The 17,300-nt window shown below is 42.3% G+C and carries 15 protein-coding genes and 1 pseudogene; 5 read left to right on the top strand and 11 right to left on the bottom strand.

Features of this window, described 5'->3' with window-relative positions; genetic code table 11:
- Positions 1 to 206 precede the first annotated feature (206 nt).
- The 3 genes from FZF09_RS17650 to FZF09_RS17660 all read left to right on the top strand — a co-directional run bounded on the left by FZF09_RS17650 (position 207) and on the right by FZF09_RS17660 (position 3,992).
- The gene (locus FZF09_RS17650; RefSeq protein ID WP_158737917.1) at positions 207 to 1,343 is read left to right on the top strand and encodes an IscS subfamily cysteine desulfurase; all 1,137 of its coding nucleotides are present in this window, start codon (positions 207 to 209) and stop codon (positions 1,341 to 1,343) included.
- A gap of 1,102 nt (positions 1,344 to 2,445) precedes the next feature.
- Positions 2,446 to 3,531 (top strand): branched-chain amino acid aminotransferase, encoded by a 1,086-nt coding sequence (locus FZF09_RS17655; RefSeq protein WP_158737986.1) that lies wholly within the window; start codon positions 2,446 to 2,448, stop codon positions 3,529 to 3,531.
- Between the two features lie 224 nt (positions 3,532 to 3,755).
- On the top strand, positions 3,756 to 3,992 hold the full coding sequence (locus FZF09_RS17660; RefSeq protein WP_370514495.1) for a hypothetical protein: 237 nt from the start codon (positions 3,756 to 3,758) through the stop codon (positions 3,990 to 3,992).
- A gap of 56 nt (positions 3,993 to 4,048) precedes the next feature.
- Here FZF09_RS17660 and FZF09_RS17665 read toward each other — a convergent pair whose 3' ends face one another.
- From FZF09_RS17665 to FZF09_RS17695, 7 genes are all read right to left on the bottom strand, one after another.
- Positions 4,049 to 5,026, bottom strand: coding sequence for a 2-hydroxyacid dehydrogenase (locus FZF09_RS17665; protein WP_158737919.1), 978 nt, complete (start codon positions 5,024 to 5,026; stop codon positions 4,049 to 4,051).
- Positions 5,023 to 5,259 carry a hypothetical protein gene (locus FZF09_RS17670; RefSeq protein ID WP_158737920.1) on the bottom strand — a complete coding sequence of 79 codons (237 nt, stop codon included), beginning with the start codon at positions 5,257 to 5,259 and terminating at the stop codon, positions 5,023 to 5,025. The genes FZF09_RS17665 and FZF09_RS17670 overlap by 4 nt, the downstream gene beginning before the upstream one ends.
- A gap of 187 nt (positions 5,260 to 5,446) precedes the next feature.
- Positions 5,447 to 5,593 (bottom strand): hypothetical protein, encoded by a 147-nt coding sequence (locus tag FZF09_RS17675; protein ID WP_158737921.1) that lies wholly within the window; start codon positions 5,591 to 5,593, stop codon positions 5,447 to 5,449.
- 4 nt (positions 5,594 to 5,597) lie between these two features.
- A complete protein-coding gene (locus FZF09_RS17680) occupies positions 5,598 to 5,795 on the bottom strand; it encodes a hypothetical protein (RefSeq protein ID WP_158737922.1) in 198 nt (65 codons plus the stop codon).
- Positions 5,796 to 5,798: 3 nt separating this feature from the next.
- Positions 5,799 to 7,874: a thioredoxin domain-containing protein gene (locus tag FZF09_RS17685; RefSeq protein ID WP_158737923.1), complete on the bottom strand. Its 2,076-nt coding sequence runs from the start codon at positions 7,872 to 7,874 to the stop codon at positions 5,799 to 5,801.
- A gap of 397 nt (positions 7,875 to 8,271) precedes the next feature.
- Positions 8,272 to 9,345 carry a tartrate dehydrogenase gene (locus FZF09_RS17690; RefSeq protein ID WP_158737924.1) on the bottom strand — a complete coding sequence of 358 codons (1,074 nt, stop codon included), beginning with the start codon at positions 9,343 to 9,345 and terminating at the stop codon, positions 8,272 to 8,274.
- Positions 9,346 to 9,547: 202 nt separating this feature from the next.
- Positions 9,548 to 10,003, bottom strand: coding sequence for a DUF2188 domain-containing protein (locus FZF09_RS17695; RefSeq protein ID WP_158737925.1), 456 nt, complete (start codon positions 10,001 to 10,003; stop codon positions 9,548 to 9,550).
- A gap of 193 nt (positions 10,004 to 10,196) precedes the next feature.
- Between FZF09_RS17695 and ptsG the strand changes: the two genes are divergently transcribed.
- Together ptsG and FZF09_RS17705 are read left to right on the top strand one after the other, a co-directional pair.
- On the top strand, positions 10,197 to 11,741 hold the full coding sequence (ptsG, locus tag FZF09_RS17700; protein ID WP_158737926.1) for a glucose-specific PTS transporter subunit IIBC: 1,545 nt from the start codon (positions 10,197 to 10,199) through the stop codon (positions 11,739 to 11,741).
- Entirely contained in the window at positions 11,742 to 12,449 is a 708-nt protein-coding gene (locus FZF09_RS17705) for an N-acetylmannosamine-6-phosphate 2-epimerase (protein ID WP_158737927.1), read from the top strand. It abuts the gene before it with no gap.
- 450 nt (positions 12,450 to 12,899) lie between these two features.
- Here FZF09_RS17705 and FZF09_RS23405 read toward each other — a convergent pair.
- From FZF09_RS23405 to FZF09_RS17720, 4 genes and pseudogenes are all read right to left on the bottom strand, one after another.
- Positions 12,900 to 13,016 (bottom strand): annotated as a pseudogene (locus FZF09_RS23405) (LysR family transcriptional regulator); the annotation flags it as partial.
- A 168-nt stretch (positions 13,017 to 13,184) separates the two neighbouring features.
- Positions 13,185 to 14,900, bottom strand: a complete 1,716-nt coding sequence (locus FZF09_RS17710; protein WP_158737928.1) for a sigma-54-dependent Fis family transcriptional regulator — start codon at positions 14,898 to 14,900, stop codon at positions 13,185 to 13,187.
- 94 nt (positions 14,901 to 14,994) lie between these two features.
- The gene (gene pdxA, locus FZF09_RS17715) at positions 14,995 to 16,005 is read right to left on the bottom strand and encodes a 4-hydroxythreonine-4-phosphate dehydrogenase PdxA (protein ID WP_158737929.1); all 1,011 of its coding nucleotides are present in this window, start codon (positions 16,003 to 16,005) and stop codon (positions 14,995 to 14,997) included.
- Positions 16,005 to 17,279: a four-carbon acid sugar kinase family protein gene (locus FZF09_RS17720; RefSeq protein ID WP_158737930.1), complete on the bottom strand. Its 1,275-nt coding sequence runs from the start codon at positions 17,277 to 17,279 to the stop codon at positions 16,005 to 16,007. The genes pdxA and FZF09_RS17720 overlap by 1 nt, the downstream gene beginning before the upstream one ends.
- Between the last annotated feature and the right edge of the window lie 21 nt (positions 17,280 to 17,300).

Raw genomic sequence — 17,300 nt, forward strand, 5'->3', positions numbered from 1 at the left:
ATGTGTCTTGACACATATATTTACATAAATTTAAACTAGTAGCAACCACTCTTTGCAAAAAAATTCGTATGAATGTGAAATATTGAGCGAGTGCCAGGCCCTTTAGAGAGCACAAATATCTATAAGGAATACACTAGAACCCGCAATAGAACAGGAAACTGCTCCGTAGAACGGGCCGACTTTTTTCCAAAAGGAGAGGATGGATCTTGATTTATTTGGATCATTGTGCAACTACACCTATGAGTGAAGAGGCGGGGCAAACGTATATAAAAACGTCGCAGTCGTTTTATGGAAATGAACAAAGTTTACATGACGCTGGTGACGCTGCTGGACAATTGCTTGATCATTGTAAGAAAGAACTTGCGAGCATGTTGAATGGAGAAGCGTCTGGATTTTATTTTACGAGCGGAGGGTCTGACAGCAATATTACAGCTCTCTTAAGCCTTGCCTATGGAAATCAGGGACGAGGCACTCATATCATCACCTCTCCCCTTGAACATCCTTCTGTTTATCAGGCGTTAGAAAAGCTGAAGTCTGAAGGGTTTGAGGTCGAGGAAACGGCTGTACAGCCTAACGGTCAAATTTCGCTTGCTTCCTTAAAAGAATTAATTCGGGAGGACACGATTTTAGTAACGATCTGCCATGCAAGCAGCGAAACCGGTGTGATTCAGCCGATTGAAGACATTGGCTTCCTTGCGCAAGAACAGGGTATATTATTCCATTGTGACGCGGTCCAAACTTTTGCGAAAATACCTATCGATATAAAAAAGAGCGGCATTAGCGCCCTATCAATGTCGGCTCATAAAGTGTACGGACCGAAAAACACCGGAGCCTGCTATATCGACCCTTCTGCAGCATGGAAAAGTATGTACCCCGGCGTCGTCCATCAACACGGGATTAAACCAGGCACCATAGATGTACCCGGAATTGCTGCCTTTACAACTGCTGCCTTAAACTTGTATGAAAAAAGAGAGCAAGTAACAGCAGCTTGGCGCCAGATGCAGAGCTGGTTTTTAAAACAGTTAAACGACGATGTTTTTTCTCTCATTGGAGACAAAAAGAAGCGCCTCCCCCACCACCTGGCTTTGCGGGCACATAGACGGGAAGGCCAGTGGGTCATGTTAGAGTGCAACCGGAAAAACATCGCCATTTCTTCAGGGAGCGCCTGCAAAACCTCTTACTCAGATCCGCCGAAAAGTCTTATAGCCATGGGCTGCAGTCCCGAAGAAGCGCACGGTTTATTTCGGATTAGTTTTGGCGTGGATACGACCTATGAAGAACTCGCAGCTGTGGCAGAAACATTAAATGAACTGGCTGTAAGCAGCGTGAACGTTCAAGTGTAGCTGCAGAAAAGGTATGTAATCTTAAGCGAATCTGCGCAGCAGCAATGTGTTTGGACAAATCAAGCACGGTTTTGAATCATGTTCACGGGAAAATGCGCTGTGCTTTTTCCTGTATGTGATTACACTTTTTCTTTTTATAAGTAAGGCTTCGTTTTATGAAATGTGAACCCGGTTTTATCACTTATGATCCGACTTCTTGGCATTATGAGCCAACTAGCTGCGTTACGCGCTGCTCTCGATTACGATGCTTTTTTACATGGTTATGATACAGTCCCGATGAATTTTGGGCTGCCTTTCCTTGTTTTTGATCCTGCTTTTTCCTTTTATGAGACAGTTCGCAGCGTTTTTCGATTTATGAACACATTTTTTATCACTTATGAGCCCACTTCTAAACATTATGAGCTAACTAGCTGCGTTACGCGCTGCTCTCGATTACGATGCTTTTTTGCATGATTATGAGGCAGTCCCGATGAATTTTGAGCTGTCTTTCCTTGTTTTTGATCCTGCTTTTTCCTTTTATGAGACAGTTCGCAGCGTTTTTCGATTTATGAACACATTTTTTATCACTTATGAGCCCACTTCTCAATATTATGAGCCAACTGGCTGTGTTACGCGCTGCTCTCGATTACGATGCTTTTTTGCATGATTATGAGGCAATCCCGATGAATTTTGAGCTGCTTTTCCTTGTTTTTGAAGCTGCTTTTTCCTTTTATGAACCAGATCACAGCGCTTGTCGATTTATGAACACATTTTTTATCACTTATGAGCCCACTTTTCAATATTATGAGCCAACTGGCTGTGTTACGCGCTGCTCTCGATTATGCTGCTTTTACATTCATTACTACAGATCAAGTCTATATTTATGAGTAAAAACAATGCATTCAGCAGAAAATGAACATAGTAATCAAACGTTTGATTAAGGTGCATGTTCTGCTTATGCCGACTCACCATATGTGATTTCTCCACTAATTTACAGAGCCTGGCCCCGGCTCTTGTAACATTTCTTCTCATTTCCAAAACACAAATACTGAAAAATAAGCGCATTTCGAGTAAACTAATAAGAAGAAGAAATCTTTCAGTTTAGAAGAAAGAGGGATAAATGATGGCATTAGACTTAACAATTCACCAAGCTCCAACGAAGAAAGAAAAACCCGATTACGATAATTTAAGTTTTGGCAAACATTTTACAGATCATATGTTTGTCATGGATTATAGTACAGAAAAAGGCTGGTATGATGCGCGTATTACTCCTTATGAACCGCTATTAATGGATCCGTCTTCACTCGTCTTTCATTATGGCCAGTCCGTATTCGAAGGGCTGAAAGCTTACAACTCTGGGGAGGAAGTACTCTTATTCCGTCCGGAAAAAAACTTTCACCGCTTAAATAAATCAAATGAACGGATGAACATCCCTCAGATTGATGTGAGATTTATGGTAGATGCCTTAAAGCAGTTAATACATATAGACCGCGATTGGATTCCCACACAGGAAGGTCAGTCACTCTATATTAGACCATTTATTATTGCTACCGAGCCGGCATTGAGTGTAAAACCATCCGCTCAGTATAAGCTGATGATCATTCTTTCTCCGGTTGGTGCTTATTATTCCAACTCTGACCAAATGAGCCCGGTTAAAATTTATGTGGAAGATGAATATGTTCGTTCGGTAAAAGGCGGGGTCGGTTTTACGAAAACGTCTGGTAACTATGCTGCAAGCTTAAAAGCGCAGACAAAAGCGACCGAACTTGGATACGATCAAGTACTCTGGCTGGATGCACTTGAAAAAAAATACGTAGAAGAAGTCGGGAGCATGAATATCTTTTTCAAAATAAACGGAGAGATTATTACACCAGCTTTAAATGGCAGTATTCTTGAGGGCATCACCCGTGACTCTGTTATCGAACTTCTCCGTTATTGGGGATACACTGTAAATCAACGCCGCATTTCTATTGATGAAGTGTATAATGCTCAAAAGGACGGGACACTTGAAGAAGTGTTTGGAACTGGCACCGCTGCTGTCATTTCTCCAGTAGGCATTCTAAAATGGAAAGACGAAGAACTTGTCGTCAACAACAATGAAACAGGAGAACTTTCTCTTGATCTTTACCAAACCATTGCTGGGATTCAAACTGGAAATAAAGAAGATAAACTTGGCTGGACGGTTCCATTAGAAGTAAAACAGGCCTAATACGAAGTGCGCCGTGAATATACACTGTTATCATGTGCTCCAAGTGATTTGTTTGAAGTATTCATTACGAGTTAATAGCACAGAACGGTTAGAGATTCATTACATACTATGAATCTCAGCCGTTCTGTTTTTGCTCTTTAGAAATGTTTACTTTGTTTCAAAGTATAAGCAAAACTATGACTTCCGCCAATTTGGACTTGAACAACTAGCAGGAGGTGATGTGTGTGCAGCCGCAAAAAAACGCTGGGTTAGCTGCTGTGCTGAGCGCCGTATGGTCTGGGCTCGGTCAGATTTATAATGGACAAATTGCAAAAGGTATTATTTTAATGATTATACAGTTTATTAATTCGCTCTTATTTTTTGTCTTAATTGGTTTTATAACGTATCCGATTGTTTGGATTTACGGGATGGTGGATGCTTACAAACAAGCAGAAAAGTATAATCGAAACAACGCCCTTTAACTTCCAAATGACAAAAACGGCTCCTCTGTTTCTCCTAGAGAAGAGCCGTTTTTTCTTTATGAAGAAAAAATCTGTTTGTTGATGAGGTTTGGCGGACGTTGTCCTTCTAGGACCGCGTCCACGTTTTCAGCAGCCAGCAAAGACATCCGGTCTTCTGTCTCTGCTGTCGCTGAGCCAAGATGCGGGGTGGTCACGACGTGCTCCAATTTTAAAAGCGGGTGATTAGAGGACACAGGTTCTTCTTGAAAAACATCTAGAGCAGCTGCCCGTATTTCCCCATTTTCCAGTGCTTCGACTAATGCCGTTTCATCTACTGTATGCCCGCGTGATCCATTTACGAAAACGGCACTTTTTTTCATCCGTTTAAACTGTTCGGCCCCCATTAAATAGCGGGTTTCCGGAGTTAACGGCGTCATTAAACAGACATAATCCGATGCTTCGAGCAGTTGATCGAGGCTGCGGTATTCTGCTGCGAATTTTTCTTCTAACCCTGGTTTACGGGAGCGATTGTGATAAAGAATATTCATATCAAAACCAAAATGAGCCCGTTTTGCTATCACTTCGCCAATTCTGCCCATCCCGATTATCCCTAATGTTTTATGATGCACATCCACACCGAATCTCGTCTCAGGCAGCAGGCCTTTCCACTCTCCCTGTTTAACGTATTGATCTAATTCGGGAATGCGGCGGGCCGCTGCAAGCAGCAGTCCAAAAATGGCATCAGCTGTCGTGTCGTTGAGCACATCTGGTGTATTGGTCGCAGCAATCCCGCGCTTCGTTAACTCTTCTATATCGAGGTTATCGTATCCAACCGAGACATTGCTGACCACTTTTAAGTGTGGTGCATGATCGAGTAGGTCTTTTCCTACTTCGAGTTCGCCAACAATAAAAGCAGATGCTTCACTAATTGCCTGTTTGAATGCTTCATTGGAGAGGTCTTCTTCGTTATTAAAATGGCTCACTTCATATTTTTCACTCAGCTTGTTTCTTGCCTTTTCTCTGACACGGCCGTACGCAACTATTTTGGGTCTCATGTTATGCCTCCCTTCCATTTTGGCTTTTTAGCTCTTTTAGAATTGGATTCAGCGCTTTGGATACTCGTTTTCAAACCTAGTTTTTTGAAACCATGATCCAGGCATTCAGCGCTCCGTTTGCTTGGTTCAGCGCTTCGGTTCGGCATTTCAGCGGTTCGCCGATCAGATTCAGCTCTTCTCTCTTTTTGTTCGGCTCTTCTTTCTCTGTTTTCAGCTCTTCTCTCCTTTTGCACCTTCTTAACTTCCTCTTGCGTTACCCGCTTCCTGGCATTTCGGTGCTTCGCTTGCTTAGTTCAGTGCTTCGTTCCGCCATTTCAGCGGTTCACCGATCAGATTCAGCTCTTCTCTTTTTTTGTTCGGCTCTTCTTCCTCTGTTTTCAGCTCTTCTCTCCTTTTGCACCTTCTTAACTTCCTCTTGCGTTACCCGTTTCCTGGCATTTCGGTGCTTCGCCTGCTTGGTTCAGCGCTTCGGTTCGCCATTTCAGCGGTTCGCCGATCAGATTCAGCTCTTCTCTCTTTTTGTTCGGCTCTTCTTTCTCTGTTTTCAGCTCTTCTCTCCTTTTGCACCTTCTTAACTTCCTCTTGCGTTACCCGCTTTCTGGCATTTCGGCGCTTCGCCTGCTTGGTTCAGCGCTTCGGTTCGCCATTTCAGCGGTTCGCCGATCAGATTCAGCTCTTCTCTTTTTTTGTTCGGCTCTTCTTCCTCTGTTTTCAGCTCTTCTTCTGTTTTAGCGGTCAAGTGCCTTGTTCGATACTTCAGTACCCTCACTTCCTAACCCAGCATCTTCAACGCTTCTTCTGCCCCGGTTACAGGCTGATGACAGGTAAAGTTTTCGCATACATATACCGTTGTTTTGCCTTCTACTTGCCGGTACGCGGCTGCAAACGGTGCAACATCACTAAACCGTTCTGGATTTTCATTTATAAGATAGGTGACTTCAGGATAAAATTCCTGCTGCAGCTGCTCGGTCACCATCTTTGTTTCTTCGTCATCTGCATTTGTGAGTACGACTACTTCTTTCATGTGGCTATGAAAGAGCAAATAGCTTTGGAGAAAATACATATGGCCGCTCGGATATTGTTTCAGCTCTTTTGCAAACGCATCGATCGATTGCCGTGATTTCTCTTCATACGTCGTTTCGCCGGTAAAACGGGCAAGCCGCAGTAGCTGAACAGCAGCCACACTGTTACCGGAAGGCATTGCACCGTCATACGTTTCTTTCGGCCGCACCAGTAATTCTTCCCCATCTTCTCCGTAAAAGAAAAAGCCGCCATTCTCATGGTCCCAAAACAGCTCTATTAACTGATCACCATAATGCCTTGCTTTTTCCAGATAAGAAAGATCAAGTGAACTTTCATACAGCTCAATCGCTGCCCACAGCACATTGGCGTAGTCCTCTATAAAACCTTTATGCTTCACTTCGCCATCACGATAGCGAACCATCAAACGTCCCTCTACCGTAAGCTCGTTTTCTATAAAAGAGAAAGCTTTTGTTGCTGCTTCTAAATAGCGGGGCTCTTTAAATACACGAGAAGCTTTGGCAAAAGCAGCAATCATCAATGCGTTCCATGAGGTTAATATTTTATCATCTTTATGCGGATGCACCCGTTTTTCCCGATGTTTAAATAGCTTTCCCCTGGCTTTTCTCAATTTTTCATTCACATTGTCTGGATTCAGCTTACGGCTTGCGGCAAAAGCTTCCGGTGAGTGACGGATGAGATTAGGAATATTGTTCCCTTCAAAATTTCCCTCATCGGTAATATCGTAAACGCTGCAAAACAGTTCGCCGTCTTCTTCACCGAGCACTTGTTTTATTTCAGCTGGCGTCCATACATAAAATTTGCCTTCTACTCCTTCTGAATCCGCATCTTCTCCAGAGTAGAAGCCGCCTTTTTCATCTTGCATATCACGAAGTATATAAGTGAAAATTTCTTCTGCTGTTTCACGAAAGCGGTCTTCACCGACCAATTGATAGGCTTCTGTATAAGCAATCGCTAAAAGAGCGTTGTCATAAAGCATTTTTTCAAAATGAGGGACAAGCCATTTGTCATCTACCGAGTACCTTGAAAAACCAAAGCCAATATGATCATACATTCCGCCCGCTGCCATGCCTTCTAACGTTTTCAGCGCCATCTTCAAAGCTGTTTCATCCTTAAAACAGCGGTAATAGCGGAAAAGATACATTATTATGTGAGGCGTTGGAAATTTTGGTGCGCCGCCAAACCCGCCATAGTTAATATCAAAATTTTGCCGAAGCTGTTCCAACCCTTTTTTTAGTACATCTTCAGTTACATTGGATTGTCCTTCTGCCGTACGCGGCTGTAAAACGTCGGTCATTTGATCACTGACTTCCTTCACTTTTTCCGGATCTTCTTGGTATTTATCATACAGCTGGGTTACAACATCGATCATCCCCGGCATCCCGCGCATGCTGTGTTTTGGAAAATACGTACCGGCATAAAAAGGTTTTTGGTCCGGCGTAATAAACACATTCAACGGCCAGCCGCCATGACCTGTCATAGCTTGGCAGGCCAGCATATAAATCGAATCAATATCAGGCCGTTCTTCCCGGTCCACTTTAATCGCCACAAACCGGTCATTCAACAATTCTGCCACTTCTTCATCTTCAAAACTTTCTCTTTCCATTACATGACACCAGTGACAAGTCGAATACCCTATACTGACCATAACCGGTTTATTTTCCCGTTTTGCTTTTTCAAACGCCTCCGGGGACCACTCCAGCCAATTTACTGGGTTTGTCTCATGTTGTTTTAAATAAGGACTTTTTGATTCCACGAGCCAATTGTATTTCGTAGATGGACGCTCTTTCTCTAAGTACGCTTTCATAGGTACACCCCTTTTGTCGTACTGCAGGTTCAATGTTACTGTTCCCTATTTTCACCCGTGATCACATAAAATTTTGGTTACATCAGTCAGGCTTGTTTACCAAAGTGTACCATTTATGAAATAGTAATTTAAATGAATGAAAAAGAGCTGTTTCGATATGTATGACGCTGTCGTTTAAAAGTACTAGGTTGCAATCCGGGCGGGGGTTATCGCCACACTGCTTTTTCATTCAGGGACTAACAATGTTTCAAACAGAAATAAATGATAAAGCCGAAAATCAAAAAAATCGCCCCGTTGGTTTTCTGGATAATCACTGCAGGAGGCGATTTTTTGATATAGATCATTTTAATTGGACGAGCTTATGTTATTTTATGCGGCTTAGTTACAGGCATAGCTCTTACTTCATTGTATTTTCAAGAGCCTGAGCAACTGCTTTACCAACATCTGACGTGGAATGGTTTCCACCCATGTCTGGAGTCAGTGTTTCATTTTCAACCATGACTTGTTCGATTGCTTGCAGAATACGGTGCCCCCAATCTTCATGGCCAAAGAAATCCATCATCTGGCTCGCTGACCAAATCGCTGCAAGCGGATTGGAGATTTGTTTGCCGGCAATATCCGGTGCAGAACCATGAATCGGCTCAAACATTGAAGGGTATTCTTTTGAAGGGTTAATATTAGCTCCGGCTGCCAAACCCAAGCCTCCTGCAAGTCCAGCTCCGAGGTCTGTTATAATGTCGCCGAACAAATTCGACGTGACAACAACTTCAAAACGGCCCGGGTCCTGAACAAAAAACATACTTGCTGCATCCACTAAATAAGAATACGTTTTCACATCAGGGTATTCTTTTCCTACTTCATCAAACACTTGGTCCCAAAATACCATCGAATAATTTAACGCGTTGCCTTTACTGATGCTTGTCAGCGTTCGGCCGGAGCGACGTGCTTCTTCGTATGCATGGCGGATGATTCGCTCTGTCCCTTTTCGTGAAAAAACACCAGTCTGCAAGACGACTTCTTCTGGCTTATCTTTAAAAAGCCAGTCCCCTGCCCCTGCATATTCCCCTTCACTATTTTCACGGATCACCAGCATATCAATGTCTTGTTTTTCTTCCTTTAAAGGAGTCGGTGCACCTTTTAAAAGAGTGATCGGACGTAAATTAACATATTGATCAAAACTCTTTCTTATTTTCAAAAGAAGTTCCCATAAAGAGATGTGATCCGGCACACCAGGATATCCAACTGCTCCCAAATAGATCGCATCAAATTCTTTCAGCTGTTCGATTCCGTCGTCGGCCATCATTTTTCCATGTTTTGCATAATACTCGCATCCCCACGGAAAGGAAGTGAACTCAAAATGGATGTTCCCATCCAGCTCCGCTGCTTTGTTTAAGACGCGGATCCCTTCTTCTACTACTTCCGGTCCAATGCCATCACCAGGGATGACCGCTATTTTGTGTTTATTACTCATTATGTAAGCCCCTTTCACTTGATGCTGCACATTCTATTATACACGAGTTTCTATACATGACAGGGCTTTCTTTTTTGTGAAGGGAACTGGGAAAGGGAATAAAGCCTGCTGTGCCTTTAAGCGCCCGCCCTGAGCATGTATTCCTGGGTCCGTTCCACTTTCCATCAAAAAGGACAACCAAAAATTGGTTATCCTTTTCTGATTAGCTGGAGTACGTATGCCGTTTTTCTATGGTTCCGTCTTTCTTATAAATGACGGCTTCAGTTCCCTTATTTTCTGCTACTTCTTTTGCACGTTCTATCGCATCGGTTTTTTTATCATAGACTTTGTCTGGCTTTTTGGCCCCTTTTGCCTGTACCGCCCAGCCGTCTTCATGAGAAACAACCATTTCTGCTCGATCGAGAAGCTCCGGTCTGTTGTCATATTTTTTTCCTTCTTCAGAACGTTCGGTGGGATCTTCCTCTTCCATAAATTCATCAATTTCCTCTTTTGAAGCATTATCATGCCATTCTTTAGCCTGTTCGGTGGCGATCGGGATCGCCCGTCCTTCATCATAGCCTTCATCCACCATGGCATTTGCAATATCAATCGCTTTTTTCCGAACTGCTTTGTCAAGATTTTTCAGGGAGGACGGATAATCATTCATGGTCCAAGGCATACTGTTCTTACCTCCTCGGGCTAGCTGCATTTATATACCTATATTTGATATAACCTGTTTTCACATTTATAAAACGTTATCCCTATTTTCTAATATTATCCTCTTCTCATACGAATTTTCAAAAAACTATTGATAAAAACCATTTTCATATATACAATAAAAATGAAAACTATTTTCTCGAGGGGTGAGAGAAATGAAAACAGCTTTCTTTGAAAAAGCACAGCGATTTGGTAAATCATTTATGCTTCCTATAGCCGTACTGCCAGCAGCCGGCCTTCTTCTTGGTATCGGCGGAGCATTTAGTAACAGCGCTACCATAGAAGCATATCCCTTCCTTGATCAAGATTGGCTCCAAGCGATCTTTATTACGATGAGTTCTGCTGGAAGTATCGTATTTGCTAACTTGGCTGTCATTTTCGCGGTGGGGGTTGCGATTGGTTTAGCTCGTTCTGATAAAGGAACAGCCGGTCTTGCTGCAATGCTTGGTTATCTTGTTATGAACGCCACCATTAATGCTATTTTAAACATTACAGGTAATCTTGCAGAGGAAGAAAAAATGGCTGAAGTCGGGCAAGGAATGCTTCTTGGTATTCAGTCTCTTGAAACCGGTGTATTTGGTGGAGTGGTTGTTGGACTAATGACGTATTTCCTCCATAACAGATTTAACAAAATTGAATTACCACGTTTTCTTGGATTTTTTGGAGGTTCTCGGTTTATTCCAATTGTTACCGCATTCTTTTCGATTTTATTAGGTTTAGCTTTGTATTACGTTTGGCCTCCTATTCAATCTTTTATCTTCTCATTAGGCGGAATTATTGAAGCAACTGGTTATATTGGAACCTTAGTGTATGGGTTTGTCCTGCGGCTTTTAGGTCCTTTTGGATTGCACCACATTTTTTATATTCCGTTTTGGACCACGAGTCTTGGGGGCTCGATGGAAATAGCAGGTTCTATCGTAGAAGGAACGCAGCGAATTTTCTTCGCACAACTTAGTGAAGGAAATGTTGAACAATTCTTTATCGGTACGGCACGTTTTATGTCCGGCCGCCATATTACTATGATGTTTGGCTTAATTGGAGCTTGTTTGGCTATGTACCATATGGCAAAGCCTGAAAATAAGAAAAAAGTATTTGGGCTGCTGTTTTCGGCTGCTTTAACTTCCTTTTTAACAGGAATTACAGAACCTATCGAATTTTCTTTCTTGTTCCTAGCTCCGCTATTGTACGTTATTCATGCTTTTTATGATGGCTTAGCTTTTATGCTCGCTCATATGTTTGAAATCACGATTGGACAGACCTTTTCAGGAGGATTTATTGACTTTCTGTTATTCGGGGTTCTGCAAGGAAATGACAAAACAAATTGGATGATGGTTCCTGTCATTGGAATTCCATGGTTTTTCCTTTATTATTTCACCTTCCGATTTGCTATCAGTAAGTTTGATTTAAAGACGCCAGGACGTGAAGCAGAAGATAGCTCAGATCATACGATGAAAGGAACAGACCGTGCAGAAGCTATCATTGCTGGACTAGGCGGCAAAAATAATGTGAAAGATCTTGATTCCTGTGCAACAAGATTACGTGTAAGCGTACATTCTGTTGAAAACGTTTCAAAAGACGCACTAAAAAATACGGGAGCTAAAGGTGTCCTTACTAGCGGCAACGGTGTGCAGGTTATTTATGGACCTGAGGTAACTAGTATTAAAAATGAAGTAGAAGAAATATTAGGAGAGATGAATTAAATGACACATCCGGTATTACAGCAATGGAAAAACCAACTAATCGTATCATGCCAGGCTCTAGAAGATGAGCCGCTCCACTCCTCTTTCATCATGGGAAGAATGGCTTTGGCAGCAAAAGCTGGAGGAGCAGCTGGCATCCGTGCAAATTCAGCGTCCGATATTAAAGAAATTAAAAAACAAACAGATTTACCGATTATCGGCATTCGAAAAAAGGTATATCCTGATAGCGATGTATTTATCACTCCTACTCTAGAAGAAATAGTTGAAATTGCTGAGTCTGGCGCAGAGATGATTGCAGTAGATACTACAAACAGAAAAAGACCAAGAGATGAAAAAATAGAAACCCAAATATCATTTGTCCGTGATAAGTTCCCGTCGATTGCTCTAATGGCCGATGTTTCTTCTCTTGAAGAAGCAATCAATGCAGAAAAATTAGGATTTGATTGTGTCTCCACTACGTTAATAGGTTATACGAAAGAGACAGAAGGACAATCGCTTGCAGACAACGATTTTGAATTATTAAGAGCTATCTCTGACGTCGTTTCTATTCCAGTGGTAGCAGAAGGGAAAATCTCTACACCTGACTTGGCTGGTGATGCTTTAGAAAACGGAGCACATTGCGTAGTCGTCGGAAGTGCCATTACACGTCCGCAGCTTATTACAAAAACGTTTTATGACCAAATGGCAAAAACAGAGTCCGGGTCCTAGGGGAACGGGTTCAGTAATGAGAGAAAAACAGAAAAACCAATTAACTCACAAATGAATTGGTGTAATTGTCATCAGTAATATATGGACACGCGAAGGGGCTGCCCCATAAGCCGGTGAAAACCGACTTTTAGGAACAGCCCCTTCCCCTCTAATACGGCACCCTTTAAAAAGGCCATACCCCCAAACTTTGACATTCGCATCACCAACAACAGTATTGGGACATGTAAAAACGACCCCAAAAGTACTTAAAACGCAAATATAAGTATCTATGAATTATCCGGTTTTTTCGAGCGGGTGCTAAAAAATCCGCATTGCCATTCCTTCTTGAACGTCCGTAAATCACGAATGGAAAACAAGTTCAACAAAAGCCTCTTCTGCTCATGACAATCTCCTGGAAATAAATTGGGTCGAATTTTTAAGAATGACTCGGGATTTTCAGCTTTCCGTTCTCTGCTTTTTTACTGTCATATTAGGCAAAACAGCACATCCAAGTCCACTCCTCACCGTCTGTTTGATTGCTTCTATACTCCATAACTCCATGGTTTGAAAGTGGTGTATGTCATACTTCGGATGGACGAAAAAATCTTTTATCTACTTCTAATTACATTTCCTGTTTTTTGATTAACTCCCTTCTCCTCAATACCTTAATAGATCCCATCAATATCAATTCGAATTCGGCTTTATTAAATGAAAAAAGACCCAGTCATACTAGATGCGACTAAGGTCTTTTCAGGGTCAATTTTTAAGTTTTCTCCATAAGGTTGAGCGGTTGATTCCAAGACGCTCCGCTACTTTGGTTTGGTTATAATCTTCCTCTTTCATGACATGTTCAATAATATCATGTTCTAGTTCAGCTAGTGTTTTGTTCGCTGGAATATCTATGTTGGCATACTCATTTTCTGACTCATTTGGCTTCAAATCCGTGCGTGTTATATACGGACCATCAGATTGTTTGATAGCGTTTTTTATCATAATACGCAAATCATTTAAATTATTTTTCCATTCTTTTTCTTTCAACGCTTTATATGCCTCATCATTCAGGCCTATGATTTGTTTTCCAAACACTGCATTGTATTGGGCAATATAAGGTAATGTAAATGTCTTTATATGTTCGACCCTCTCGCGCAGTGCTGGAATGGTTAGTACTTGTTCATTTTGAAATACGGTATCCACGATATGACGATCTTCTGCCGCAAAGACTAATAAAGCCCGGTTTTCATCTGCTAAGGAAAGCCAGTTTTGTATTTGCGCTGACTCTACGTGTTCCCATCCTTTAATATAAAGGACACCATTGTTTACTTTTATGGTTTCTTGAATCAGTAACAAACTATCTTCACTAATGGATTCTCGTATGGTTATTTCTTTTTTAGAGGCGGAGAAATCATAAAGCTCGGAATGAATCGCAGAAGCAATGGTTCTTTTGCCCGTGCCTTTTTCCCCAACAATGGCGAGAGATCGAAACTTTTTCACGGTATCGATTACTTCAGGAGCATCCATGTCCTCTGGCAGAAGAATATGCTGAAAAGAGGTTATCATTGTTTCCAATGGCAGAATGGACAAATCTGTCCGATTGATAGAGAAACGCCTCTCTTCTTCGAGCTTTATATAAAATGCCTTCTCCCCGTTTTGGTGCAATTGCTCGCCTTGCGCTTCCCATCTTTTATTCGCAAATACGGCCCATTCATGGACTTGGCCTTCTTTCATAAGCTTCATCCAGATGTCTCTTAATTTCTTCGGCCATTTGTCTAATTCGGGTTTCAGCTGATAGTCTTGCAGAAAATGAGCGCCAGCATGGTTTTTAAACGTAATTTCTCCTTCTTCGTTAAATAGTAAGAGGGGTTCTTTTACGTTATGAAGCAGGTGCTGAAAGCCCTGAAGGATTTGTTGCTGCCTATGCATTAAGCTTGCGGTTGTTTTCGCTTGTTCCACCGCTTCCTTAATCGCTTCTATGCCTGAATTAATTAAAATACCGGTCATGCCCAGCCTTTCTGCTTGCCGAACAGTAATTGTATCTCCTATTACTGTCGACACTCCGCGTGCTTTGGCATCTTCAACAACTGGCAGCACTTCTTCTGAACTATAGATGGTCGTGTATGGAATATGAATATTTAATATATCCATCATTTCTTGAAAGCCGCTGCAAACGTTAGGGAAACCAATAAGCTCCACGCTCTCTCCCCATTGCCTGGCCATCATAATCAGCCTTAAAATATCATAGCCAGACACACCGATTTCAATGACCGGCAGTGTCGTATGTTCACGGATAAGCCGAGCCGTACCCCCGCGGCTGATAATCGTTTGGAACCCTTCCTTCTCCATTTCAGCCAAAGGCCTCAGTGCTTCTCGTAAATCCCCAGTTTCCACGCGAATGGTAAGATGGTTATTATCTACTTCTAGCGACTTTGCCCTTTGAGCCATCCCTTCATAAGGAGCGATTATTCCTATTTTCATGCCATTCTCCCCTACTATTCTTTCATTTTGTGCTTATTATAACGAATAATTGTAAGGAAAAGGAGTCACCCTCTTCCTTTCTTCCTTGTTCATTTTAGGTTATCGATTGTTTTGGTGCCAGTTCTGCTGCATTATATATAGCAGCTATCAGACTTTGATGATCAGCAATGTTTTTGCCTGCGATGTCAAAAGCCGTTCCGTGATCAACAGACGTGCGAATGACGCCGCCCTTAAGGCCTACTGTAATATTGATTCCTGCTTCCAGCCCTAGCACTTTCACGGGGCCGTGGCCTTGGTCGTGGTAAGCAGCTACAACGATGTCATAGTCGCCGCGGGCTGCTCGGAAAAATAGAGTATCTGCCGGGCTCGGTCCTACGACATTGATTCCTTCTGCTTGCGCTTTTTCAATACCAGGAACCATTTGCTTTTCTTCTTCCCCATATCCAAACAGCCCGTTTTCTCCTGCGTGAGGATTAATGCCGCATACCGCAATCGAAGGATCTTCGTTCCCAGACGCTTTTAACGTCTCGTGAGCGAGCTTAACGACCTCATACGTCCGTTCCGGCGTAATGCTTTCTATCGCATCTTTTAACCCTACGTGTGTTGTTAAATGAATCACTTTCAGGTTAGGAGCAGATAACATCATTGAATAGTTGTCTGTATTCGTTAAAGAAGCTAAAATTTCTGTATGCCCTGGATATTTGTAACCACCTTTTTGCATTGCTTCCTTATTTAAAGGAGCTGTACAAATAGCGTTAATATGCTGATCCTTGGCAAGATCAACCGCTTTTTCTACAAACAGATACGCATGCTTCCCTGCTTCTGCACTCACTTGCCCTTTTGGAATGTCCTGGGACATATTCCCGACCTGTAAACAATTGAGTGTACCCGTTTCAAACTGGGCCTCTTCTACCGCTTCTATTTTGTTTATGGATGCGTCTTTATTTACAATTTCGACGGCTTGTTGTAAATAAAACGCGTCTCCAATAACTAGCGGCCGTACTTGTTTGTACAGATCGTTTTCCAAAAGCGCTTTTACTATGATCTCCGGCCCTACTCCGGCCACGTCGCCCATGGTTGTACCGATAATTGGCTTTTTGCTCATCAATATAATACCCCCCTCTCCGATTTTTCCAAAGCATGTAAAAACACGTCTCTTCCCCCAAACGCACCTGCTTTTGTGATGACAAATACAGGATCATGTTCTTGGGCTTGACCGATAGGGATTCCATTTTCTAATTCGTCAATCAGTTTTAATTGATCCCATTTATTTTGCCGGCAGACAGCTTTTGCAATGTCGCCGCCTGATAAAAAGTACCATTTAAATGCAGCGGTAGAACGTAATTGCTTCACTAAGTTTCCGAGTGCATTTGCAATTTCTCTGGAAGCATCTTTTATTTCCATGTTTCGCTTTTTCAACGCTTGCTGTAAAGACTCCCAAGTATCTTCGTCATGCAATGTATATAGCACTACATGCTTTCCATTTGCTCCTTCTTCAAATTGCCGTTTCACGTTATTCCAAGTCTCTGTGTAATCAAATAACAGCGAGATCGGATGCACGGCAATATGGCACATATTATCAGCCTTTTTCAATTGCTCTAACTGCGATCTTGTCACTTGATTAATGCTTCCAATCGTAAACAGAAACCTTCCTGCTCCCATTTTTGTTTCTGTCGACTCGTTCTTTTCCTGGGATAAGCAAGCTTTCGCCACAGCCGGCATTAATCCTGCCGACCCTGCCCAGGAAAACCGGTATGAAGAATTCGTTAAAACTTGAACAACTCTCTCGATATCTTCACCTGTCTCTGCATCAAAGGTGATATAGCGCCTGTTTTCGCCATCGTGCTTTTTTAAAGCTTCCTTCCACTGCTTATCCGTCCAATCAGGCGAACCGTGCCATAAATCGTGGGCAGACTGCCTGTTAATGATCGTTTTGATCGAAGCGGTGTCAAAAGGGGGCCCAGGATAATTTTTAATATGGCTCCTATCTAATGGTTTATCTTTTACGTACAGTTCCCCGTTTTTTACAAAACGGCCAGCAGAAGGAAAAGCTGGGTTGATAACAATGAAATCAGGTGAGCATGTATCATAAATTGCGTCGAGCTCTGCGCCAATGTTTCCCCGCATAGTAGAATCTATTTTTTTATAGACAACGTCGGGGAGATACTGCTGAACCGTGTTCATGACTTGCTTTACTTTATGGTAAGAAGCCATCGAGGCATCTGCCCTTGAATCTGTATCTACAACAACTACTTCATGTTTATGAAGACCTTTTAGTTCTCCATCTACTAGGACGGTCGGATTATACCCGACATCCAGTAATTGCACCCCTGAATCATTTGCTCCTGTTAAATCGTCAGCTATTATACATAAATCCATCCGTTCACCCTCCCCCTATCC

Origin of the sequence: Alteribacillus sp. YIM 98480 (assembly GCF_009765375.1) — a bacterium.
Classification (GTDB): Bacteria; Bacillota; Bacilli; order Bacillales; family Marinococcaceae; genus Alteribacillus.

What these genes read in the sequence shown, in the direction of transcription:
- FZF09_RS17710 (WP_158737928.1), bottom strand. Translation starts at nt 14,900, where the DNA reads ATGAAAATAGGAATAATCGCTCCTTATGAAGGGATGGCTCAAAGGGCA.
- FZF09_RS17695 (WP_158737925.1), bottom strand. Translation starts at nt 10,003, where the DNA reads ATGCCTTGGACCATGAATGATTATCCGTCCTCCCTGAAAAATCTTGAC.
- FZF09_RS17720 (WP_158737930.1), bottom strand. Translation starts at nt 17,279, where the DNA reads ATGGATTTATGTATAATAGCTGACGATTTAACAGGAGCAAATGATTCA.
- FZF09_RS17705 (WP_158737927.1), top strand. Translation starts at nt 11,742, where the DNA reads ATGACACATCCGGTATTACAGCAATGGAAAAACCAACTAATCGTATCA.
- ptsG (WP_158737926.1), top strand. Translation starts at nt 10,197, where the DNA reads ATGAAAACAGCTTTCTTTGAAAAAGCACAGCGATTTGGTAAATCATTT.
- pdxA (WP_158737929.1), bottom strand. Translation starts at nt 16,005, where the DNA reads ATGAGCAAAAAGCCAATTATCGGTACAACCATGGGCGACGTGGCCGGA.
- FZF09_RS17690 (WP_158737924.1), bottom strand. Translation starts at nt 9,345, where the DNA reads ATGAGTAATAAACACAAAATAGCGGTCATCCCTGGTGATGGCATTGGA.
- FZF09_RS17655 (WP_158737986.1), top strand. Translation starts at nt 2,446, where the DNA reads ATGGCATTAGACTTAACAATTCACCAAGCTCCAACGAAGAAAGAAAAA.
- FZF09_RS17685 (WP_158737923.1), bottom strand. Translation starts at nt 7,874, where the DNA reads ATGAAAGCGTACTTAGAGAAAGAGCGTCCATCTACGAAATACAATTGG.
- FZF09_RS17665 (WP_158737919.1), bottom strand. Translation starts at nt 5,026, where the DNA reads ATGAGACCCAAAATAGTTGCGTACGGCCGTGTCAGAGAAAAGGCAAGA.